We start from the raw sequence: 14566 nt of genomic DNA on the forward strand, positions 1-14566 counted from the left end.
GGTTTGCTATGGCGAACCTGATCAACCTCGAAAACGTATCCAAAAGCTGGGGCTTAAAAACACTACTCGACGGTGTTTCCCTGGGTATTCAGACCGGTGACCGCATCGGCATCGTCGGCGTCAACGGCGGTGGGAAAACCACGTTGCTTGAGGTGCTCACCGGCATCGAAGCCCCGGACAGCGGGCGCGTGTCGCACAACTCTGACCTACGCATGGCGGTGGTGACACAACGCTTCGAAATTCACGACGACGCCACCGTCGGCGACGTCGTCGTCAAACCCTTGGGGCTCGAGACGTACGAGTGGGCGTCGAATAGCAAGGTGCGAGAGGTTCTCCAAGGAACAGGCGTGGCTGCCCTCGGGCTGGACACCCCGGTCGGGGAGCTTTCTGGTGGTGAGCGGCGCCGCGTGAGCCTCGCCGCGGCCCTTGTGCAGGACTTAGATCTCGTCGTGCTTGACGAGCCGACGAACCACCTTGACGTCGAGGGCGTGCAGTGGCTGGCATCCCACCTCATGCAGCGCAAACTCGCAGTCGTGGTGGTTACGCACGACCGCTGGTTCCTCGATACCGTCGCTACGCTGACCTGGGAGGTCCACGACGGCACCGTCGACGTCTACGAGGGTGGCTACAACGACTGGACGTTCGCCCGCGCCGAGCGTGCCCGCCAGGCCGACGCCATCGAGCAGCGTCGTCAGAACTTAGCGCGCAAAGAGCTCGCGTGGCTGCGCCGAGGCGCCCCCGCACGCACGTCAAAACCGCGCTACCGCATCGAAGCAGCCGAAGCTCTCATCGCAAATGTCCCGCCACCACGCGACAAGGTCGAGCTGATGGCGTTTTCCAAGCAACGCCAGGGCAACGTCGTCATCGAGTTTGAGGACGCCCGCATCGACGCTCCTGACGGGCGCACGCTCGTCGACCACCTCACGTGGCGGCTCGCGCCGGGCGAGCGCATCGGTCTTGTTGGTGTCAACGGTTCCGGAAAGACGACGTTGCTGCGGACGCTCGCCGGTGACTACCCGCTTGCCGTCGGCAAGCGCATCGAAGGCCTGACCACACGGATTGGGTGGCTGCGACAGGAATTCGACGACCTCGACCCAACGAGGACGGTGCTCGACTCTGTGGAGGACGTCGCGCACTACATCACGTTGGGTAAGAAGGAGGTTTCGGCATCCCAGCTCGCGGAGCGTCTCGGGTTTAGCCCGAAGCGCCAGCGCACACCTGTTGGGGACCTCTCCGGCGGTGAGCGTCGTCGGCTCCAACTGACGCGTGTGCTGATGAGTGAGCCCAACGTATTGCTTCTCGACGAGCCCACCAACGACCTCGACATCGATACGCTGCAGGAACTCGAAGACTTACTCGATGGCTGGCCAGGAACGCTCGTCGTGATTTCGCACGACCGCTATCTGATTGAACGCATCGCGGACTCTACCTACGCACTGTTCGGCGACGGCAGGCTGAGCAACCTACCCGGAGGGATCACGCAGTACCTCGAGCAGCGAGCTGCCATGGACACCCAAACGGGTCCACTCGATTTGGGGGAGAAGACCGAAAACTCCGAAAAAGCTGCCCCCGTGGAGGAACCGCGGCTGTCATCGCAGGAAGAACGTGAGATCCGGAAGCGGATGAAAGCGCTTGAGCGCAAGATCGCGACGGCGGAAACACGTGCCAAGGAGTTGGAAGCGCAGATTGCCGACATGTCGGGTGAAGACGCGCCGGATTTCGAAGCGATCGGCGCGAAGACGCAGGAATTGCAGCGCACCAACGATGGCCGCGATGAGCTAGAGATGGAGTGGCTTGAGCTTGGGGAGCAGCTCGAGCACTAAATCGGGTACCCGTTATTGATCTTCTCGATCAGGTCGTTCACAATACGACCCTGCTCGAGGAGTGCTTCCTGCAGGTAGTCGGAAGCCTCGTGGCGCTTTTCTTTGCGCAGCAGCTCCACAATGTGCTCGTTGACGGAGATGAACTGGCGGTTAAACGACGGCTGCTGCTGAATAATCGGAAGCGTTGCCAAGCGCATGAACGCGTCAAGCTGGTCCATGGTGTCGCCGAGGGTCTTCGAGCCCATTGCGGAGAGCACCACGTGGTGGAAAGCCTGGTTCACGGCCGTCAGCAGGTCATCGTCGTCCTGAGCGATTGCCTCGCGGGCTTCAGTGTTGAGTTTTTCGAGACGGTCAACATCGAGCTCTTCGCCCCAAAGGAGAGCCGCAGGCTCGATTGCGGCGCGCGCACGGTAGGTGTCAGTGACGAAGTCCGGGGAAGGAGTGGCGAGGAATACGCCACGGTTCGGAATGCGCTCACAAAGACCTTCTGACGTAAGCATTGCAAATGCTTCGCGGAGGGTATTTCTGGATACCTCGAAACGCTCAGCGAGGGCAACCTCGTTGAGCTTCTGGCCTGGGGAGAACTCACCACGCGAAATCGCGCGGCGGACCTCAGAGGCAACGTTTTGAGCAAGCATGGCATCCGTAAGTGTAGAACTATTTATTTAAGCTAGTCAGCAATGGTAAATAGAACCATCGGCCGACAACTGTTACGAGTATAACGCATCTATTGTTGAACAATTAACTGAGCAGCTTCGTAGCCAAAAGCGTCGGCTGACAACAATGCGAGATATGCGTAGGGTGGTGGCATGATTTTGATCAACGTTCGTTACAAGCCACTGCCAGAATACGTCGAGACATTTCGTCAAGAGGTAGAGGAATTCACCAACGCAACCCGCGCAGAGCCGGGCTGCATCTTCTTTGACTGGTACCGCAGTGAAGAGGATAAGAACGAATACCTGCTCATCGAGGCATTCCACGACGATGCCGCGGAAGCGCACGTGAACTCCGATCATTTCCGCGCCGCCCAGGAGCTGTTCCCGAAGATTCTGAAGGAAACCCCGACCATCATCAATACCCTGATCGAGGGTAAGACCGAGTGGGATACCATGGCTGAATTCAAGGTGGACTAGCCGAATCGGCTTAATTTCTCCCCGCTTTATGGGTACGGTTAGTACCTATGAGTGAAGAGAAGAATTCCACCAAGCCCCCGAAACTTTCCAAGAAGGCGTACGAGAAAGAACTCGTACGCCTTCAAGCTGAGTTGGTGGCAATGCAGCAGTGGGTCGTCAAGACCGGAGCGCGTGTTGTCATCGTGATGGAGGGGCGCGACGCGGCAGGCAAAGGCTCCGCAATTAAGCGCATCACCCAGTACCTGAACCCGCGCACCTGCCGTATTGAGGCGCTGCCGAAGCCAACTGAGCGCGAGCAGACGCAGTGGTACTTCCAGCGCTACGTCGAAAAGCTCCCCGCCGCAGGCGAGATCGTCATCTTCGACAGGTCCTGGTACAACCGCGCCGGCGTTGAGCGCGTGATGGGGTTCTGCACCACGGAGGAATACCGTCGGTTCCTACACCAGACACCGATCTTTGAACGCCTCCTCGTTGAGGACGGCATCATGCTGCGTAAGTACTGGTTCTCTGTATCGGATGAAGAGCAGTACAAGCGATTCCAATCCCGCCGGGAAGACCCGCTGCGCCAGTGGAAGCTCTCGCCAATGGACCTCGAGTCCATTACAAAGTGGGAGGACTACTCCCGAGCCAAGGATGAGATGTTTATCCACACGGATATTCCTGCGGCGCCGTGGTACACGGTTGAGTCGGAGGATAAGAAGCGCTCGCGCATCAATGTGATTTCTCACCTCTTGTCGACGATCCCCTACGAGCACATTGACCCTGATCTGCCAGAGATCCCTGAACGCCCAGAGATTATTGACTACGAGCGACCTCCGCGCGACGAGTTCCGTTACGTGCCCGATGCTGCTGCAAAGCTGGAACTCTCCAAGGTGAGCAGCAAGAAAAAGAAGAAGGGCAAGAAGAACTCCTAGTTTGGTGTGTTGCCCAAATGGAGAAACCCAGCCATACCATGAGGTGGCTGGGTTTCTTGTTTTGCGGTCTGTATATCTCTGTATATCAAGGAATCGTTGGTAGCTGGATCCCGAGAATCGTCCCTGCGCCCTGGGCGAGTGCGGCGACGGTCATTACGACGCCAGCGATCGCCATGAGTGAAGTGATCACCGTGGTGATGTGTCCGCCGACGTTATCGACGGCGCTCATACGAGCTTCCCGAGCATCGCCTGGAAACCTGGCTGGCTCGCTGCAAATGCAAGGCCACCGAGGGCCGCGATTGCGGCAAGCACGATTCCGACGATCGCGCCGGTTCCAAGGCTTGATCCTTCCGGCGTGGGAGTGGGCGTCGTCTGTGCGGGAGCATCCTTGAATTTCAGTGCAAGGGCTACCTTGGAATCCGCGAAAGGCTCACCGGCCTTGTACTGCTTATCGAAGATCGCGGAGCCGTCCTCTGTCAGTTTGGTCGGGGTGAAGGTCGCAGCGAATTGGTTGTTCTTGTTAGCCTTCAGCGGCTGTTGGACGTCGAACTCGACGATGCGCTTATCGTCGCCGGTCAACGTGGTGGTCTCTGCACCGGGCATAGCGCCCTTGCGGACATAGTCTGCCTGGAGGAACCCTTTAGCCCCTTCGATGACGACCTTGAAATCAGACAGCTGGATATCCATCGCACCGTGGTGTGCGTTGATACTGATAGCGCCGTCGAGGTCTATGACCCCTTCGCCAGTTGCCGTGAGCTTGGACTCCTTTGCATTTACTGGCAAGGCGAAGTCAACCAGCTTGCTCGCGTCAAGTACCTTTTCTGCCCCATCGGACGCCGTGATGGTTGCTGCGGCAAACGGCTTCTGGATGTAGCTCAGGAATGATCCCTTGATGTTCCAGTTTGCGTGCCCGGACTCGAGCGTTGGGGCTTCCGCGAATGCGCTCGGCGCGACGAGGGCAGTAGAAGCAAGGAAGGCAGCGGTGAGGGTTGCCAGAGTGGTGGAGCGAGACATGTACGTCCTTTCATGAGTAATCGCAACCACACCGAATGGTGAGGTTAGGCTAACCTTAAATATTGGTTGGGGTTTGGTCAACGGCCGGGGGTAATGGGGCTAGGTCGCACCTGTCATAGGGGAGCAGTTTGCCTCATGAGGCGCGATGAAAACACGATTTCCGTCGTGCAGGACCGTAATAGGCCAGTCGTAGATCTCGCTCAGAATGTGGTCCTGGTACACCTCGGCCACCGGCCCCGCTGCCGCAACAGCCCCCTGCTTCAAGCACACCACGTGGTCGCAGTACCGCGCAGCAAGCTGAAGATCGTGGAGCACGACGATCACGGTCGCGCCATCACGTGCCAAGGTGCGGGCGACGCCCATCGTCTGCTCTTGGAAGCGCACGTCCATCGCGGCAGTTGGTTCGTCGAGAAACACCACAGGTGTTCGCTGTGCCAAGACTCTGGCAAAGGCCACACGGGCGCGCTCACCACCGGAAAGCGTGAACATCTCTCGTTCCTGGAGGTGCGTGATGCCCGTCGCGGCGAGCGCTTGGTTGACGATGGTGGCGTCGTCAGGCTGAGTGCCCCACGGATGGCGCCCCATCTCGACGACGTCGCGCACCAAGAACGAAAAGGCGACACTGACATCCTGAAGCATGACGGCACGCGTCCGAGCGAGTTGATGAGCGGTGCACCCAGATACATCCTGACCTACAAGCTGGACGCTTCCGCTCGAGAGGGATGTATCGCCGGAGAGCGCAGCGAGCAATGTAGACTTGCCAGCTCCGTTGGGGCCGATGAGGCCGGTGACCTCTCCACTCTGCGCGGACATGCTGACATCGTGGAGTATTTCGCGCCCCTGTCTATGGACTGTGACATGTGAAGCGGTAACTGTCATTGTGCATGGCCCTTTCGCATCATCTGCCGCAGCAGGAAGAAGAAGGTCGGCCCGCCAATCAGCGCTGTGAAAATACCGATTGGCAGGTCAGCGAATGGAATGATTGTGCGGGAGAGGATATCGCCAGCACCGATCAAAAGCGCGCCACCGAGTGCAGAAGCCGGGACAAGCATCGTATTGGACGGGCCGACCGCAGTGCGCACGATATGTGGGACGACGAGTCCTACGAACCCGATCAACCCAGCGAAGGAGACTGCTGCGGCTGTAAGCAATGTCGATAGTGCGATCGCCAACATGCGCAGGCGTGCGACGTTGATGCCTACATGGAATGCAGCTTGGTCGCCCAAAGCGAGGATGTCGAGCTTGCGCACAAAACACATGGCACATGCCAATGCGAAGGTGACAACGGCAGCTACCACCCCAGTTTGCGCCCAACTCGCCCCAGCGAGACTGCCCATCTGCCAGAAAACGATCTGTTCCCGCGCCGTGGTGGGGGCGATGAATGTGAGTGCTGAAATGCATGCGCCGCAGATAGCGTTCGCTGCGATGCCTACTAGAACCAGGTTCAGGACGCGGACTCTGCCACCTGAACGCGCTAGCTGGTACACCACCACGGTGACGAATATGCCCGTTGCGAACGCGAAGATCGGCACGGTCATCGTTCCGAATATGGTGATGCCGAATACGGTGGCGATTGCTGCGCCTACACCTGCCCCGGTACTGACGCCAACGACGCTTGGTTCTGCTAGGGGGTTGGCAAATACGGACTGCATGAGCGCCCCGCCTGTTCCCAGTGCCGCGCCGACGCAGAGTCCTAGAACGAGCCTCGGGATGCGGATTTGCCACAATACTGATGCTTCGAGTGTGGACGCTGACATTGGCCCTGCGGTAAGGATCGGCCAGAGCTCGCCGGGGGAGAACTCAAACTGGCCTACAACGAGAGAGGCAATGGCCGTGAGCACTAGCAGGGAAGCGGTGGCTGCGAAAAGCACAATTCTTCCAATGCGTCGTGCATGGATTGCTCCGTGGTGCTCGCTCATAGCTGCTCTCCGTAGAGAGCGTGCGCCGCGCGCAGCAGCAGTTCGCCAGTTTGAGGTCCGAACGCAAGTGAGTCACCGTCGGGAAGCGCCAGGACTCGCCGGTGCTGCCCCGCGGTGGTTTGTGCGACGCCGGGACGTTGGAGGAGGCCTTCAATATCGCCTGTGGACTGGAGCCCACCGTTCATCATGACGAACACTTCGGGGTTTACCTCGGCGAGCGCCTCAGGGCTTGCAGGCGAAGGCTGACCGATGCCGTGCTCGGAATTGACGTCCCTGCCACCTAGAGCAGTGATGAGTTCTTCAGTTCCTTCTTCACGCCCGAGTAGATAGAAGACGCCACCGGTGCCGCGAGCATACAAAAACGACATTCGCAGTGGTTCTTCAGGTGCCACCGCAGCGATTGCGTCGAGCGCTTGCTGGACTTCTTTCTCGCTGCGTTCGGCGAGGAGGCGGCCTGCCTCAGGCTCACCGACGAGGGTTGCCACATTAGTGATGTCCTCCGCGATCGAGGCCAGCGAACGCGTCGGCTCCAGCATCACAGTGGTGATACCGGCTGCCCGTAGCTGGTCGATCGCCTCAACTGGTCCTACTGAGCGGTCGACAAGCACCAAGGTGGGACGAAGATTCAGAATGGCCTCGACGTTGAGCGAATGCCCGTTTTCCGTGACTACGGGCAGATGCGCAAGCGACGGCTCCGAGGAACTTACGGTCCGCCCGACGATGTTGTCTGCCATGCCGACACCACGAAGCGTCTTGGTGAATGTGCCGTATAGGTCCAGTGCAAGGATGCGGGAGGTATCAGTAATGGTGACGTCGTAACCGTCCGCATCGGTCACTTCGACGGGCAGAGCTTGTTCCCGTGGCGTATCGATTGGCTCGACCTCGGAGATCTCAGAGACCATCGAAACCCCTTGCGCCTGGTGTGGGTCCCCGTTTGTCTGCAGCGACTCCGCGAGCTCGTTGGTGGTGTGTTGTGTTGGGTTGTCCCACTCCGCACACCCGCCGAGGCTCAGCGTTATCGCAGTCGCGGTAACCAAGGAAAGAGTGGTTTGCAGCATTTTCATAGTGTCATATCTCCCTATCCGATGACCGCGAATCTGATGAGCGCACCGCCTGCGCCAAGCAGCGAGGCAATGAGCACCAAGAGCGTCGCGACGGTCGCGTCATCCCAACCATCCGCCCCTGTACGCGAATTGGGCGCGGTGTTTTTAATCTGGAACTTTCCGCCTTCTGGCTGATCAGAGGACGAAACAGTTGCGTCCCCCAAATGCTCGTCGAGAACGCTTCCGCGGGAAGGCGTAGACGAGGATGTTGTAGACTTCCGAAGTTTCGCTCGAGCGTCGGCCCCCGCCGCATTGTTGGATGGAGAGGACGCCCCTCCGATGGAGCCCTGGCCTTCGGCGCAGTTAGCCGATCCGCCGAGTTGAGCGGTGAAGTGAATTGTGTCGAGCGGATCGCCAGGAGGGTAGAACTGCCCAAACGCTTCCGAACCTGTGCTCGTAAGCGTTGCTTCTGCTGTACCGGTTACCGCAGAGTCGCTCACATCGAGGTTCGTGAAAGTGAGGTCTGCGATGGCGATGCGCCCGTAGTCGCGGGGGTCGCCTTCCATGGTGTTCGACGTCGCGTTGAGGATCAGCTGGCCGGTATTGCCGGAGAACTGGATTTCCATGTTGGAAAAACGAGTGTCCAATACGCCCCCGTGCCCGGTAAAACGGATCGAACCGGGGTAGAGGATGGACCCCGACCGCGTCGCAGAATCAACTGCTCCCGAATTGCCGTTGAAAGTAAAGGTGTTACCGCTGTCTCCAACGCCTTGGAGCTCCCACTTTCCTTTCGCGATATTGCCACGGATGTATGTACGGAACGACTGCCGGATTCCCCACTGTGCCTCAGCAGAGGTGACTCCGTGTGAGGTGCCAGCATCACAGACGGTATTTGAAGATGCATTACCGCCTGACGGTGCTGTGGCTGAGGCATCGCGATTGCTGTGGGCCGATGCGTTGCTCGATGGGGAAGTCGGCGCTGATGCTTGGTTGCGCGCCGGGGCCGTGTTGGCAGCCGAAGCAGTCGTCCCCGGCGCCGTCGAAGAGCGGTTGGGACGGGCTGACTGTTGCGACGATGTAGCGCGCTCGTGTAACGACGTTGCGCTTCGCAAGACCTTGTCGGCGTTGGTAAACAGCCCGTTGACCTCGATGAGCGTGTCGTTTACCTGTCCGAGCCAGAAAGCCGGTCCGCTTGTCGCCTTTGAACGTGTGGCGCCACTGTGCCCCTGAGCAGCTGCGTTGCTATTGTCTCCTGATGGGGACCCGAGTGTGAAGTCCGGGACTGGTCCGGCACCCGAAGCCTCCGTGAGTGAGAGATTCGATACTGATCGGGTCGAGGGGCTCGCCTGCTTCGTAGAATCCGGCGAAGATAGTTTCCCCAGAAGCGGTAAGTGAGGTGTGGCCGCTTATTGTCACTTGGCTTGCGGTGAAGTCCGGTGCGGCGTCAAGGGTGATGGTGGCCAGTACTTCTTTTTGTCCTTCTTCGACAGGGCCCACAGCGCCTGCGCCGACATACTTCCGTGTGCTGTAGTCCACCCGGAGTTCTGCGTTAGTGCCGTTGACCACCAAGATCGGGTTGCTGAGCGTCAGCTCGAGAGAGCCATCGTGGCCACTGAAGTGGACTGAGCCGGTGAAGTTGAATTGTCCGGAGGATGGGCCAGTAATCGCGGAGGATTCGGCTGGGAATTGGAATGCCGTCCCTGAGCGAGTCGCCCCTTCATCTGTGGAGATGGACCCCTTGGCGACGCCAGTTTCGATGTACTTACGGAACGATTCCCGCACACCCCAATCCATTGTTCCCGTGGATACAGTGCGGTGTGACGCGGTTTGTTCTTGTGCCGGAGCAGGGGGAGGGGTAATGAGGAGCGGGCTGAACGCTGTTGCTGCAAAGCCAAGCATGCTGGCAGAAGCGGCCAACGCGCATACATAGCGGATAGACATAGTTCTTGAGGAATACTCTTCGTCGTCGGAATAAATGAGGGTAAGCTTACCTAATAAAAATTAGGTAAGCGTAGCCTTATGGAAGGGTGTTGTTGTGGTAGTGGATCAGGAGCCTGTAACCGAGCTCATACCAGTCGTCTCAGAGGTGCCTCGAGGGCGGTTCGCGCCGTGGGAGCGTGCACTGGCAGCTGTGATTGCTGGGATTGTGGTCTTTGGTGTGAGCGCCGGAAATGTGTGGGTAAGCTCCTTGGCCTGCTTGGGGTTAATTGTGCTAGTTCTTGCGCTAGCAGCGCTGCCGTCGCGACGTAGTTATCAGGCAGCACCACGCGGAGATCGTCGCTCCGGCCTTCTCGTTGGGGTGGTATGGGCTGGGGTGATTGCAGTCTCACTGATGGTGTTGTTTGCGGTGCCTGAGAGCTACACCCTTACCGGGGGCGTGCTTGCCGCCTTTGTGGCGGCAAGTGCCGTGTGGGGTGTGCTTGTGTATCTCGACAGCAGTGACGCCAAGTGTCGAGGGCTAGTCGAGTCGTGATGTGAGCTCCTGGAACACCGCTTCATTCAGCGTGAAGACGTGCTTTGCTGTCTCGATGAGTTGGGCGCGTTCGTCGTCGCTCAGTTGCATGGCGTCCAGGGATGCTTTGTATTGCGCACGATATGGCGGGATTTTCCCAATCGCGGAAAAGTCGTAGAAGTTGAGGGCGTTATCGCCGAGGTTGTATTCGCTGCGAAATACCCGGGCAAGCGCCTGACCACCAGCGATGTCGCCGAGGTAGCGAACGTAGTGGTGTGCTATCACCTCGGGGCCGTTGTTGGGGGTGAGTGCGTTGAGTTCGGCAACGTAGCGTGACGTTGCCTCGAGTGGGTGATGGTGATTTTGCCAATCCGCGCCGAGTAGCGCTGTGAGGTCGGCGGAGATTGCGTCTACCCGCTCAAGTCTCGGGTCGGCGATCTGGGCTACGGCATGGTGAGTGGCTGTGCGGCGCACCGCGGCTTCGAGTGCGGAATAGATGTGGAAGTACTGCACGGTGAGCTCGGCGACGGCTGTTGCGCTGAGCTGACCTCCGCTGAGGTTAGACATGAAGCGGGAGGTCTCGGCACTTGCGTGTGCGGCTGTGGTCTGCTCCTTCAGGGCGACGGACAGTGGCATCTGTGCAGGGGCGATGAGGGTCATCGGTGACTCCGATCGTGTGTAGGTGGGGAGCGAGCGCTCCAAGCTGACGCACCAATAGTAAGGCAAGGCTTACCTAAAGAAAATCGCCCAAAAGTTTAGGATTTATGCCTTGTATTTATTGCTCGTTTTATAACCGCGTGGCGTGGAAACAGTTTTGTCTCCGGGGATCCAGAATCGCCAGGGGGCATCAGCATTCTTCGAGATGCCAATACGGGGGCCACAAACCCACTCCGGGGGAGCGGTAGGTGCGGTCAAAGAGACGGATTTATGGTTGTCGGTGAGTTCAAACCCCAACGCTTCGCCCAGGTTTCCGGGACCACGCGCCAGGTTGTCTTCTTCGATGGGAAGGCGGTCGGGTTTTTGGCGGCGTCGATAGGCGATGTCGTGGCCTTCGATGACCCTGCCTCCGCGCAGTAGGCATCCCTGGCCGATGCCCTCCGGTGCGCACACAATGTTGACGTTGTGGTGAATGCCGTACGAAAGGTAGACGTAGAAGTGTCCTGGAGGGCCGAACATCGCAGCGTTTCGTGCCGTTTTGCCGCGATAGGTGTGCGCGGCGGCGTCTTCCTCGCCGAGGTATGCCTCGACCTCGGTCAATACGATGCTGACCCCGCCATGAGTGAGTGTGCACCCGAGTAGTTTGGGCGCGACGATGTTTGCGGGGCGGGAAAAGTCAATCATGGCCCCACCCTAACGAGAGTTCCCCAATGGTGGTTGAACGAAAGGGGGAAACACCACATGAAGTGTGGCTGGAGTTTGTTTTGTTATTTTTTTGCGTACGGTGAACACAGGAACGCTTTTCTACACGCCACTTAGTCTAAGGAGCATCATGGCAGGCAAGCGCAACTGGGCAGCAACAGCGTCGATCGCGGCAGCGTTGGGGGTAGGAACTGTTGCAGCTGTGGATCTGACTCAGAAGAAACACTCCATTCGAAGAATTTACCCAGTCTTGGGGCGTGCGCGGTGGGCACTCGAGAAGATTCGACCGGAGCTTCAGCAGTACTTTATTGAGCGTGACTGGGACGGCCGCCCATTCGACCGCCGCACTCGTAGTCTCATCTACTCGCGCGCGAAAGGGCAGACTTCGACCACTGCGTTCGGTACGCAAGAAAACGTCTACGAGCAGGGACACCGCTCCCTGGTGCATTCGATGCGCCCCGTAGATATGCCTGCCGAGCCGCCGCGCGTGCTGATTGGAGGTCCACAGTGCTCCCAGCCGTACAGTGCAGCATTGCTGAACATCTCCGCTATGAGCTTCGGCTCGTTGTCTGGGCGCGCCGTCGAAGCGATGAACAAGGGAGCCAAGATGGGCGGGTTCTACCAGGACACCGGTGAAGGCGGTCTGTCCCCGCACCACGAAAAGTACGGCGGTGACCTGGTGTGGGAAATCGGCACCGGGTACTTCGGCGCACGCACCCCGATGGGGGGATTTGATGCAGATACCTTCGCAGAGAAGGCAAAGCGGCCGCAGGTGAAGATGACGCTGCTCAAGCTCTCACAGGGAGCGAAGCCTGGTTTGGGCGGTGAGCTGCCAGCCGCGAAGGCGACGAAGGAAGTTGCTGAAATTCGCGGGATTGAGGAGGGGAAGGCGTTCACGTCCCCAGGTGCGCACTCTGAATTTGATACCCCAATCGGCCTCCTGCACTTCATCGACCAGATGCGTACCCTCTCCGGGGGGAAGCCGGTTGGATTCAAACTGTGCATAGGCTCTCGTCGGGAATTCCTCTCGGTGTGCAAGGCCATGCTCGAGACTGGCATTCTGCCTGACTTCATCGTGGTCGACGGTTCCGAGGGCGGTACTGGCTCGGCGCCGAAGGAGTTTGAGGACCACGTGGGCCTGCCACTCACAGAGGGCCTGACGTTCGTGAATAATGCGCTGGTGGGCTGCGGCCTTCGCGACAAGATCAAGATCGGCGCTGCCGGCAAGATCGCCGCCGGCAACGACTTGGTGCGTCGCATGGTGCAGGGCGCGGACTTCCTGCTGAGCGCCCGCGCGATGATGATGGCCGTCGGCTGTGTGCAGGCAATGGAGTGCCACCTCGGTACGTGCCCGGCTGGTGTCGCGACGCAAGACCCGTGGCGTGAGCGTGGCCTGGATGTCGAGGACAAATCAATGCGCGTGATGCGGTACCAGAAGGCCACCGTTTCGTCAGCGCTGCGCCTCATGGCCGCGATGGGAGTGCAAGATCCGAAGGACCTGCGCCCTGAGATGATTCGCTGCAACGACGACTACGGGAAACCCCAGACGTACCGCGAGCGCTACGAGTGGCTTCGTGACGGTCAGCTAGTCGACGGCGACGTCCCAGAGAACTGGCGCGAGGACTGGGAATCTGCGAACGCGGAGTCGTTTCTAGCGAAAGGGAAGTAGCGCTTCGCTTCGGCGCGGAAAATTTGCCACAATAGGGGCATGACCCTAGATGAATCACAACGTGCGAAGGAACTGGCCGAGCTTGAGGAGCGCCTCGAGCTCGGTCGTAAGCACCACGAAGAACTCATGGCGCAGATGAAGGCGAAGGTCCAGGAGTTCGAAGAGCGCCAAGCTGAGCTTGAGAGAGCTATTGCGGAGCGCAAGTCCGCAAAGTAAGCGCTATTGCTCACTGAGCCATGCAGCAAGTCGATGCACTGCTGCACGCTCAGCGTTGGTTCCGATGACCTCGTCCGCCACCGTCTTAAGGTCCGGGTGGGCGTTGCCCATCGCAACCGCTGTTCCAGCCGCCTGGAGCATCGTGTAATCGTTCAGGAAATCACCGATCGCGGCAGTTGCTTCCTGAGGCACGCCCAAGGCGTCCGCGATCGCCAGCAGCGCCTTGCCCTTGTCTGCCGCTGGGCTCATGATGTCGATCCAGTGCTGGCCACTTACTACGTGGTCCAGTCCAGGCGCGTGCGCCTGCACCCACGCCAGCGCGTCACGCTCTGCATCACCGTCCACGTAGAGCGCGACTTTCACGGGTTGTTCGAAGGGGACGTCGACAAGCGAATCCACGTTTGTGTTGGCGTGATAGTACTTTGCAATCTCCTGCTCGACTTCCTTAGATGCACCGCGCAGCGAGTAGGACTGCTCGGGAGTGCACAGCACCGCCGACGCTGAAAACGGCGCTGTTTCAAACGCGCGTAGAAACTCGCGTACTGGCTGCTCCGGCATGGCAGTCACGTCGATTATGCGGCCGTCGTGGAAGACGACGGAACCGTTCTCCGCGATGAACGTGTGAGGCTGATGAGTGGTGAACATATCACGAAGCGTCGCGAGCTGGCGTCCCGATGCCGGCGTGACCAGGACTTCGCGGTCGTCGGCAAGGCGAAGGAGCTCCCAGAAGGCGTCGGGAATGCGCCCGTGTTCGTTGAGCAGGGTGCCGTCCATGTCGAGGGCGATGATCTTCGGGCAAGGCATAGATTCGTTTCCTCCAATGCGTTGATGTACGTGCACAGGGTACCGAAGGTAGTTTCGCGCCAGCTTGTCGACGCCACGTTGGACAAATACCGCCATCCAGCACCGGGGGTGTGTTTTGGGGGTGGGGTGCGGGTTTACTTGGCGTTGCACTACAAAGCCCACCTAAGGCGACTGATGTAACCATATCTCGCGGTGCGGTTGGTTTAGCTGGAGTATTTGT

The 14566-nt window shown here is 59.1% G+C and carries 18 protein-coding genes; 7 read left to right on the plus strand and 11 right to left on the minus strand.

All coding sequences use genetic code 11. The annotated features are described in order from the left end of the window. Positions 1-8 precede the first annotated feature (8 nt). Positions 9-1823, plus strand: coding sequence for an ABC-F family ATP-binding cassette domain-containing protein (locus tag R0V12_RS09965; protein WP_320072575.1), 1815 nt, complete (start codon positions 9-11; stop codon positions 1821-1823). Here R0V12_RS09965 and R0V12_RS09970 read toward each other — a convergent pair. Next, positions 1820-2461: a GntR family transcriptional regulator gene (locus R0V12_RS09970; protein ID WP_070362805.1), complete on the minus strand. Its 642-nt coding sequence runs from the start codon at positions 2459-2461 to the stop codon at positions 1820-1822. The two genes, R0V12_RS09965 and R0V12_RS09970, sit on opposite strands and share 4 nt — an antisense overlap. Before the next feature lie 171 nt (positions 2462-2632). On the opposite strand from R0V12_RS09970, the gene R0V12_RS09975 reads away from it, so the two are divergent. Both R0V12_RS09975 and ppk2 read left to right on the plus strand, forming a co-directional pair. Then, on the plus strand, positions 2633-2956 hold the full coding sequence (locus tag R0V12_RS09975) for a putative quinol monooxygenase (RefSeq protein WP_070362804.1): 324 nt from the start codon (positions 2633-2635) through the stop codon (positions 2954-2956). Between the two features lie 47 nt (positions 2957-3003). After that, the gene (ppk2, locus tag R0V12_RS09980) at positions 3004-3870 is read left to right on the plus strand and encodes a polyphosphate kinase 2 (protein ID WP_070362803.1); all 867 of its coding nucleotides are present in this window, start codon (positions 3004-3006) and stop codon (positions 3868-3870) included. An 85-nt stretch (positions 3871-3955) separates the two neighbouring features. Here ppk2 and R0V12_RS09985 read toward each other — a convergent pair whose 3' ends face one another. From R0V12_RS09985 to R0V12_RS10010, 6 genes are all read right to left on the minus strand, one after another. Next, on the minus strand, positions 3956-4099 hold the full coding sequence (locus tag R0V12_RS09985) for a hypothetical protein (RefSeq protein WP_168156192.1): 144 nt from the start codon (positions 4097-4099) through the stop codon (positions 3956-3958). Further along, a complete protein-coding gene (locus tag R0V12_RS09990) occupies positions 4096-4884 on the minus strand; it encodes an HtaA domain-containing protein (protein ID WP_070362802.1) in 789 nt (262 codons plus the stop codon). The genes R0V12_RS09985 and R0V12_RS09990 overlap by 4 nt, the downstream gene beginning before the upstream one ends. 99 nt (positions 4885-4983) lie before the next feature. Next, positions 4984-5763 (minus strand): heme ABC transporter ATP-binding protein, encoded by a 780-nt coding sequence (locus R0V12_RS09995; RefSeq protein ID WP_070362801.1) that lies wholly within the window; start codon positions 5761-5763, stop codon positions 4984-4986. Next, the gene (locus tag R0V12_RS10000; protein ID WP_320072576.1) at positions 5760-6803 is read right to left on the minus strand and encodes a FecCD family ABC transporter permease; all 1044 of its coding nucleotides are present in this window, start codon (positions 6801-6803) and stop codon (positions 5760-5762) included. The genes R0V12_RS09995 and R0V12_RS10000 overlap by 4 nt, the downstream gene beginning before the upstream one ends. Then, a complete protein-coding gene (locus tag R0V12_RS10005) occupies positions 6800-7867 on the minus strand; it encodes a heme/hemin ABC transporter substrate-binding protein (RefSeq protein ID WP_070362799.1) in 1068 nt (355 codons plus the stop codon). The genes R0V12_RS10000 and R0V12_RS10005 overlap by 4 nt, the downstream gene beginning before the upstream one ends. 14 nt (positions 7868-7881) lie before the next feature. After that, positions 7882-8679 carry an HtaA domain-containing protein gene (locus tag R0V12_RS10010; protein ID WP_413774880.1) on the minus strand — a complete coding sequence of 266 codons (798 nt, stop codon included), beginning with the start codon at positions 8677-8679 and terminating at the stop codon, positions 7882-7884. Between the two features lie 88 nt (positions 8680-8767). Between R0V12_RS10010 and R0V12_RS10015 the strand changes: the two genes are divergently transcribed. Beyond that, complete coding sequence (locus R0V12_RS10015) at positions 8768-9076, plus strand: hypothetical protein (protein WP_320073028.1); 309 nt, start codon at positions 8768-8770, stop codon at positions 9074-9076. Between the two features lie 12 nt (positions 9077-9088). On the opposite strand, the gene R0V12_RS10020 is transcribed toward R0V12_RS10015, so the two are convergent. After that, positions 9089-9628: an HtaA domain-containing protein gene (locus tag R0V12_RS10020; RefSeq protein ID WP_413774855.1), complete on the minus strand. Its 540-nt coding sequence runs from the start codon at positions 9626-9628 to the stop codon at positions 9089-9091. Positions 9629-9887: 259 nt separating this feature from the next. Here R0V12_RS10020 and R0V12_RS10025 point away from each other — a divergent pair, with 259 nt between their 5' ends. Continuing rightward, positions 9888-10319, plus strand: coding sequence for a hypothetical protein (locus R0V12_RS10025; protein WP_143110578.1), 432 nt, complete (start codon positions 9888-9890; stop codon positions 10317-10319). On the opposite strand, the gene R0V12_RS10030 is transcribed toward R0V12_RS10025, so the two are convergent. Both R0V12_RS10030 and R0V12_RS10035 read right to left on the minus strand, forming a co-directional pair. Beyond that, positions 10305-10958 carry a biliverdin-producing heme oxygenase gene (locus R0V12_RS10030; RefSeq protein WP_070976152.1) on the minus strand — a complete coding sequence of 218 codons (654 nt, stop codon included), beginning with the start codon at positions 10956-10958 and terminating at the stop codon, positions 10305-10307. The genes R0V12_RS10025 and R0V12_RS10030 overlap by 15 nt on opposite strands. Before the next feature lie 102 nt (positions 10959-11060). After that, positions 11061-11639 carry a DNA-3-methyladenine glycosylase gene (locus R0V12_RS10035; protein WP_070362796.1) on the minus strand — a complete coding sequence of 193 codons (579 nt, stop codon included), beginning with the start codon at positions 11637-11639 and terminating at the stop codon, positions 11061-11063. Between the two features lie 148 nt (positions 11640-11787). Here R0V12_RS10035 and R0V12_RS10040 point away from each other — a divergent pair, with 148 nt between their 5' ends. Further along, positions 11788-13326, plus strand: coding sequence for an FMN-binding glutamate synthase family protein (locus R0V12_RS10040; protein ID WP_071573291.1), 1539 nt, complete (start codon positions 11788-11790; stop codon positions 13324-13326). A 39-nt stretch (positions 13327-13365) separates the two neighbouring features. Then, positions 13366-13542, plus strand: a complete 177-nt coding sequence (locus R0V12_RS10045) for a hypothetical protein (RefSeq protein WP_168156190.1) — start codon at positions 13366-13368, stop codon at positions 13540-13542. A 3-nt stretch (positions 13543-13545) separates the two neighbouring features. Here R0V12_RS10045 and R0V12_RS10050 read toward each other — a convergent pair whose 3' ends face one another. Continuing rightward, on the minus strand, positions 13546-14346 hold the full coding sequence (locus tag R0V12_RS10050; protein ID WP_320072578.1) for an HAD family hydrolase: 801 nt from the start codon (positions 14344-14346) through the stop codon (positions 13546-13548). Positions 14347-14566: the final 220 nt, after the last annotated feature.

Origin of the sequence: Corynebacterium sp. UMB2355A, assembly GCF_033877495.1 — a bacterium.
GTDB lineage: Bacteria > Actinomycetota > Actinomycetes > Mycobacteriales > Mycobacteriaceae > Corynebacterium > Corynebacterium pseudogenitalium.

What these genes read in the sequence shown, in the direction of transcription:
- R0V12_RS09965 (WP_320072575.1), top strand. Translation starts at nt 9, where the DNA reads ATGGCGAACCTGATCAACCTCGAAAACGTATCCAAAAGCTGGGGCTTA.
- R0V12_RS09970 (WP_070362805.1), bottom strand. Translation starts at nt 2,461, where the DNA reads ATGCTTGCTCAAAACGTTGCCTCTGAGGTCCGCCGCGCGATTTCGCGT.
- R0V12_RS09975 (WP_070362804.1), top strand. Translation starts at nt 2,633, where the DNA reads ATGATTTTGATCAACGTTCGTTACAAGCCACTGCCAGAATACGTCGAG.
- ppk2 (WP_070362803.1), top strand. Translation starts at nt 3,004, where the DNA reads ATGAGTGAAGAGAAGAATTCCACCAAGCCCCCGAAACTTTCCAAGAAG.
- R0V12_RS09985 (WP_168156192.1), bottom strand. Translation starts at nt 4,099, where the DNA reads ATGAGCGCCGTCGATAACGTCGGCGGACACATCACCACGGTGATCACT.
- R0V12_RS09990 (WP_070362802.1), bottom strand. Translation starts at nt 4,884, where the DNA reads ATGTCTCGCTCCACCACTCTGGCAACCCTCACCGCTGCCTTCCTTGCT.
- R0V12_RS09995 (WP_070362801.1), bottom strand. Translation starts at nt 5,763, where the DNA reads ATGACAGTTACCGCTTCACATGTCACAGTCCATAGACAGGGGCGCGAA.
- R0V12_RS10000 (WP_320072576.1), bottom strand. Translation starts at nt 6,803, where the DNA reads ATGAGCGAGCACCACGGAGCAATCCATGCACGACGCATTGGAAGAATT.
- R0V12_RS10005 (WP_070362799.1), bottom strand. Translation starts at nt 7,867, where the DNA reads ATGAAAATGCTGCAAACCACTCTTTCCTTGGTTACCGCGACTGCGATA.
- R0V12_RS10030 (WP_070976152.1), bottom strand. Translation starts at nt 10,958, where the DNA reads ATGACCCTCATCGCCCCTGCACAGATGCCACTGTCCGTCGCCCTGAAG.
- R0V12_RS10035 (WP_070362796.1), bottom strand. Translation starts at nt 11,639, where the DNA reads ATGATTGACTTTTCCCGCCCCGCAAACATCGTCGCGCCCAAACTACTC.
- R0V12_RS10040 (WP_071573291.1), top strand. Translation starts at nt 11,788, where the DNA reads ATGGCAGGCAAGCGCAACTGGGCAGCAACAGCGTCGATCGCGGCAGCG.
- R0V12_RS10045 (WP_168156190.1), top strand. Translation starts at nt 13,366, where the DNA reads ATGACCCTAGATGAATCACAACGTGCGAAGGAACTGGCCGAGCTTGAG.
- R0V12_RS10050 (WP_320072578.1), bottom strand. Translation starts at nt 14,346, where the DNA reads ATGCCTTGCCCGAAGATCATCGCCCTCGACATGGACGGCACCCTGCTC.